The following is a 5984-nucleotide window of genomic DNA, read 5'->3' as shown; positions in this document are numbered from 1 at the left end:
ATTGGCAAGAGATGGCGAACTCCTGGGGCAGGTGGTCTTCCGCGCGATCCGTGTCTATCCTCGCGATGGGGGAACCAGCGCCTACAAGGTCGCAATAGAGAACTCAGTCGTTGAAGCACATGATCGCGCCCTGGTGCGCGCTCTCCGCTGGACAGGCTTCTGGAGCACCGATTACATGCTGGATGAGACAACTGGAGAGTGCACGCTTATCGACGTCAACCCCAGGATGGCCCCGGGAATCATTCTTGCGTACAACGCCGGGTGCGACCTCTTCGGGGCATACGTGGACATGCTCCTCCGTCGTGAGGTCAGGGCGGTTCACAGGCCGAGGCCTGGGACCAAGGCGCGCATGCAGTTTCTGGATCTGGCATGCCTGGTCGACGTATTCCTGCATGGAGCGGATATGACCTTCGGCCAGAAACTCGCGTATCTCGGAGAGTGGCGACGGAGAGACTCCTGCTACGATGATGTGATAGACCGGCGCGACATCAAGCCCCTGGTGATGATGTACCTGTTCATTCTCAGAAACCTCCCAAGGCTACTCGGGCCGAAAGGCGGTGAGGTCTTCCTCGAACATGTGATGTTCGACGAGGCACGCTTCCCGCCTTCCGCCGCCGCGCTCACAGCCATGGCAGAGGCCGCGCCCACCGGGGAATGGCCGGTTGGGGAAGCTGCGGAAGCAGCTAGGTGAGTGACTGAGGCGGATGGGCGGCGTGGCCCACTCCGTGGAGGAGACCCCTCGAGAACAGGTCCTCTATGATCACTGCCACTCCGTCCTCATCGTTGGTCGCTGTTACGATGTCCGCAGCTTCACGCACTGAGTCGGGAGAATTGCCCATCGCCACACCAAGCCCGGCGAACTCAAGCAGTTCAGTGTCGTTTACCCCATCTCCGAAGGCGACGACTTCCGAGGGGTCGATGGCATACGTGTCCGTTATGAACTTGAGACCCGTGGCTTTATTGACTCCCGAGGCGAACACGTCCACGAGGTAGTCCTCGGTCTCTGTCTGGCCGTAGTCGATGAAGCTAAGGTCCCGTGCGTAGGTCGTGCGCAGCTCGCGCACGACCTTGTCCATCACTGCTGGTTCCCCTCTCAAGGTTATCTGCACTGGGTCAAGCGAACACGCCTGGCCGAACCCGGACACCCTCTTGCAGTAGGGGGCGAGGGTGGGGTATGCCCGCACAGTCGCGTGCAATTCACGTTCTGTCGTAACGAGGATTGTCCGGCCCGCGTACACGTTCTCGTACACGGCGACGCTGGCACCATGCTTGTGACCCATGCTACAGACTTCCTCCGCTAGTCCCGCGCGGATATGTCGGGCCATGAGGATGTGTTCCTCTGCCGCGGTCAACGCAACTGCCCCCGAGTGCGTCACGAGAGGACCGGGCAACTCGAGCTCAGCCGCTATCGGAATTGCGCTGGCGATCCTGCGCCCGGTGACGATCACGACCGGGATCCCAACGGACCGAGCGAGTTTGAGAACCTCCATGAACCGGACTGTGACATCTCCGTCGCTCGTAAGGATTGTCCCATCGATGTCACACGCGATCAACTTATACAACAGGTCCACTCCTTCTCATCCGCCCCGGAGCCTGCCCAGTCGAGCGGTTTACTGCCAAGATGCCGGAAAGCACGATGCATCCCCCAACAAGCTGAGCCCCGGTTACCGGCTCACCAAGGACCAACGCACTTCCGAGGACCCCGAACACGGGCACCAAGTTGATGAAAACTGTGACAGTGGTAGATCCCAGTGCTCTCAAGGCGAAGAGGTACATGGCATAGGCCAGAGCAGAGCAGAGAATCCCCAGGTAGGCGAGGTTCAGCAGGACAACAGGCGACAGAAGCTGTCTGGTGAGGCCGCTCTTGGGCGCCAGCACCCCAAGGACCACTGTTGCCAGGGTGATCTGGTAAGCGTTCGTGGTCGGAACCCCATACTTCTGGATCAACGGCCTGTTGATGATGGTGTAAGCTGCCCATGCGGTGGCTGACACGAGAATCATGAGATTGCCCCTAACGTAGTCCGCCCCGCCGAGCATGGCCCCCCCCGCCTGGACCACGAAGTAGACTCCGCACCCGGACACGAGAATGCCGAGCCAGGTGGTGGCTGGCGGAACTCGCCTTCGGATCGCGCAATCTGCCACCGCCACGATTGCAGGTGTGACAGCAGTGATCATCGATGCTGCTGCGGCTGAAGTGTAGAGAAGCGCTGTGTTCTCGAAGTAGAAGTAGAGCGGAATGCCGATCATGGCGGCGACTGCGACTTTGGGCAGGTCGGCTGCGTTGATCCGCTTGCCGGAACCGGACGCTGCCAGGAAGGCCAGGGAGGCCGCAGTTGCGAGGACGTGACGTGAGAACGCCACCTGCATCGGGGCGAGTGTCCGAAGAAGGATCTTCGTACTGACGAAAGACAAGCCCCAAAGGGCCGTAGTCATCGTTATTGCTGCGAAAGGGAGCGCCTTTCTTGTCGTGGAGCATATCATGTTGTTCTCCTCAGAGGCCCCTGAGTACCTCAGGGGGGTATTCGAAGACCAGGATCGTGGGCAGAGACTCGGGCACCTCCGAGTGCCAATTCTCAAAGCCGGCTTCAACTAATGCCGGTGTCGATGGGTGCCCGCACGGGGTACTTACATCGATGTAAGAAATCCCGCGGCTGTGGGCGTACCAGAGGGTCCACCTGGCGAGGGCGCCCGAGGCGGAAGGCTCCCCCTCGAGGAACCTGATGACGAGCCCGGGGTTGTCCACCGATCCCTCGTGGCTTGATTCGACGATCAGGACAGCAGCAAGCGTGCGGTCTGGCTTTGGATGTCGTATCCCGAGGCACTCTGCCCGCCCGATGATGGCCATCACTGTTTCTGGGGTGGCCTCCTGAAACACAAACCCGCCGGGAAACAGGCCTCCTGACATTCGGACGAGATCGGAGCTTAGCACGAACTGTGCGACTTCCGCGGGATCTGTGAGTCTCTCCACTGCGGGGTCTGCTGTGTCGAGCCGGTGCCCGTCCGGCGTGCCAACCGCAAGGATCTCCCGTTCCGCCGCGAAAAGGTACCGGAACCCCGCGATCCGGCGGAAGCCTGCCCGTTCGTTCAGGGCGATGCTTTCGACATTGTCCACACTTGTTGCGAACCTCAGCGTATGAAGGCCCAAGGCACGCGCGTGGTCCACGAGAGCACACGAGAGCGCTCGGGCCAGGCCCCGGCGTCGAAAGCCGACGTCGACACGAAGGCCTTCAAGCCAACCATCAAGCGGGGTGTGGAGTGTGAGCTTTCCGTAGCCCCGGACGTGCCCGTCCAACTCCGCGACGAGAAACGCCCCTGTGTCATCCGCGACCCATCTATCCACGACATTGGGGATATAGTCATGGCCATCCCAGATATGACTGCTTATCTCGCAGATAGCGCCGGCGTCGTCAGGCACAGCACGCCTGATAGTGATCCCGGGAGCCTGAGTCATTCCGGCATCACCAGGATCTCCTCTATCACTCTGCCCTCAGTGTCCGGAAGGCTGACTCCCATGAGTCGTGCCAGAGTTGGGGCGACATCCGTCATGTCGATGCTGGAGACTACTGAACCGGGTCTGATTCCGGCTCCCGTAGCCATGAATACGGTGGCCATCTCCGGCTTGGCGGGAGAATACCCGTGTGTGGCCCGGACACGTGCCGGCACGACAAGTTCGCCCGAAACATCGCCTCCGAAGTAGTAGCCGCGCCTGGCCTCAACGACGAAGGCTGGGCCGTCCGGCCCGAAATCTGCGCTCCTGTCAACTGATTCCACGCCAGTCTCGGCTCCTCGCGTTTCGAGGTCCGAAAGGAGTTCCATGACACGCAGGCGGGCAGCGTCGTCCTTTACATAGACATGCGCCGAGCCGTCACAAGGGTTGACGGCCGCGTCCCACGAGGTCACTGTTCCGTCGTTCGCCAAGGTCATCAGACCTTCCTGGACGAACAGAGCGTTCAAGTTTATCTGGTGGTCAGTGTCCAGGAATCCGTGATCCCCCATGACCACGAACGTAGTGGAGTCGGTGATGCCTGCCTTCCGCACGGCATCGAGAATGGTGCCGATCCTCGCATCTTGACGTGCAAGAGCCTCAGATGCTTGCGGCGATGTTGAGCCGAATTCGTGCTTCTGGTGGTCAAGGTCGGTAAGGTGAACCATGAGAAGCCCCGGACGCCTTGTCCTGATGACATATGCTGCAGATGCAGCTGTGAAGTCATCGAGCGCGTCGGTTTCAGTCCCGCGCAACATCTTGCCGAACCGCAGGTTGAGGGCGAGGATGGTAAGAGGGCTCCCATTGGCGAGGACCAGAGAAGTCACACTCTGCCCTGGCTTGGTCGGCCAGATCTCTGGAAGAAGGTAATCTATGGATGCACGGGCGGTGACAGGCCAAAGGACGCATGCGGTACGGATCCCTGCTTTCCTGGCAGCACTGTAGAGAGTCTGGACTCTGATGTCCCGTGCCCAGAAGTACCATTCTGGATCGCGTACTCCTGGTTGAAGAGGGGTGTTCGCTGTGATCCCGTGCTTTGCCGGGCTGGTTCCCGTAATTATCGATGTGTGGCTCGGGTAGGTCAGCGACGGGTACACGGGACGGACTTCCCGGGCAACGGCGCCTGTGCCGATTATGTGACCGAAGTTGGGGAGACTTGCGGCTCTGTCGAGATCAGACGCAGCAAGCCCATCCACAGAGATGAGCACCACGTGCTGGGACACAGCCCGGGCCTGCCCGGCCACGGGAGACAACGCGAGCAGCAGCGCCAGAGAGAGGGCCAAAAGGGGCCTTTTCACAGTCGACAGCACCTCCCGACTCGCAGGATGATACCGTTATACCTCATGACGGCGGTCACAGTCTCGGGTCACGACCGGGTCGGCGCCGAAAAAGGGCCCAGAATTCGAGCGATCGGCCATCGAGAATGAAGGGATTCTGTCGCATGGGTCGAATTCAAATGGACATGCTTATTGATCTGGCTCTGGGGGAGTGTGAGTCATGTCCGACAACCACACGACGAAACTCGTCAGGGTGGAAGAAAGGCTCTGCCAGCTCTCAGGTGTGGCACGTGCCAGGATCCTGCCGGGAACCGAGGGCGACGAGATTCACGTCATGGTGGTCGGCCAGTTCACCCAGGACGACATGAAGCGCTTGAAGAAGGACATCGAGACAATCTACCTTCTGGAGGTTGGGGAACGGGTCGACTACCGGAAGATCAGTATCGCCCAGGTGGGGGAGAAACCCGACGACTCACTGCCGGTGGTCAGAGGAAGGCCTGCACTCAAGGAAGTAGCCATCGAATATGGTCCGAGGAACAGCATCACGGCAAGAGTGACACTGGATCACACCGGGGAGTCGCACTCAGGGACAGCTGACGGTTGCAGCCTTGACGATTGCATCGAAGATGTTGTTCGGCGAGCGACGTTGCAGGCGATTGAGTCACTTATGGGCCCTAAGTACCGGCTTCAAGCACAGTGTGACGTCAACGGAGAGCGGGTTGTCGCCGAGGTCACAACAGTGGCAAGGGATTCTGGGGAACGACGCAGGTTTATTGGCGCAGCTTACAAGCGCGACGACCTCCCCACATCTATTGCCAGGTCAATACTTCACGCTCTCAACAGGCAGTTCGAGCGAGTACTGGAGACCGAATGACTATCGCCCGTCGCAGCGTGAGCTGAGAGCATAGATGAGCTGAGCCTCCCAGGTGCCTACTGAATCTCGGGAGGTGAAGCCAGTGAAGAAGCTCACCCTGGCTGCCGTGGTCGCCGCCATCGTGACCCTGGCCGGGTCCGTGGCCGCGTTTGCGGACCTGATGCTGTTCAAGTAAGGGCAGAGACCCATTCACGTAACTATGAGTACCCGCTGCGACGGGTTTTTCTAGCGCCATATGCTGGGCGGGCCTGCACGCAGGCCCGCCCAGCGTGAAGCACGGGCGGGGGGTATTCTGCGTGCCCCGACGCAGGCAGCTGCTGCACGACATATACATTGCCATTCTCTTAGC

At 60.1% G+C, this 5984-nt stretch carries 6 protein-coding genes; 2 read left to right on the top strand and 4 right to left on the bottom strand.

Annotated features, from left to right (window positions below):
* The coding region (locus tag NUW23_11435; GenBank protein MCR4426776.1) for an ATP-grasp domain-containing protein at window positions 1-691 on the top strand (691 nt) is incomplete at its 5' end.
* Here NUW23_11435 and NUW23_11430 read toward each other — a convergent pair.
* Genes NUW23_11430 through NUW23_11415 form a run of 4 tightly spaced genes read right to left on the bottom strand, consistent with a single transcriptional unit; the run spans window position 684 to window position 4782 of the window.
* Entirely contained in the window at window positions 684-1562 is an 879-nt protein-coding gene (locus NUW23_11430) for a Cof-type HAD-IIB family hydrolase (protein MCR4426775.1), read from the bottom strand. The genes NUW23_11435 and NUW23_11430 overlap by 8 nt on opposite strands.
* Window positions 1555-2481 (bottom strand): DMT family transporter, encoded by a 927-nt coding sequence (locus NUW23_11425; GenBank protein MCR4426774.1) that lies wholly within the window; start codon window positions 2479-2481, stop codon window positions 1555-1557. Before NUW23_11425 ends, NUW23_11430 begins: the two co-directional genes overlap by 8 nt.
* Before the next feature lie 10 nt (window positions 2482-2491).
* Window positions 2492-3451: a GNAT family N-acetyltransferase gene (locus NUW23_11420; protein ID MCR4426773.1), complete on the bottom strand. Its 960-nt coding sequence runs from the start codon at window positions 3449-3451 to the stop codon at window positions 2492-2494.
* On the bottom strand, window positions 3448-4782 hold the full coding sequence (locus NUW23_11415; GenBank protein MCR4426772.1) for an ectonucleotide pyrophosphatase/phosphodiesterase: 1335 nt from the start codon (window positions 4780-4782) through the stop codon (window positions 3448-3450). The genes NUW23_11420 and NUW23_11415 overlap by 4 nt, the downstream gene beginning before the upstream one ends.
* A gap of 199 nt (window positions 4783-4981) precedes the next feature.
* Between NUW23_11415 and NUW23_11410 the strand changes: the two genes are divergently transcribed.
* Window positions 4982-5635: a hypothetical protein gene (locus NUW23_11410; protein ID MCR4426771.1), complete on the top strand. Its 654-nt coding sequence runs from the start codon at window positions 4982-4984 to the stop codon at window positions 5633-5635.
* Window positions 5636-5984 lie beyond the last annotated feature (349 nt).

Source organism: Bacillota bacterium (assembly GCA_024655925.1).
Lineage (GTDB): Bacteria > Bacillota > DTU025 > DTU025 > JANLFS01 > JANLFS01.
The sequence above is the reverse complement of the archived record's forward strand: the minus strand, read 5'-3'. Positions and strand labels throughout refer to the sequence as shown.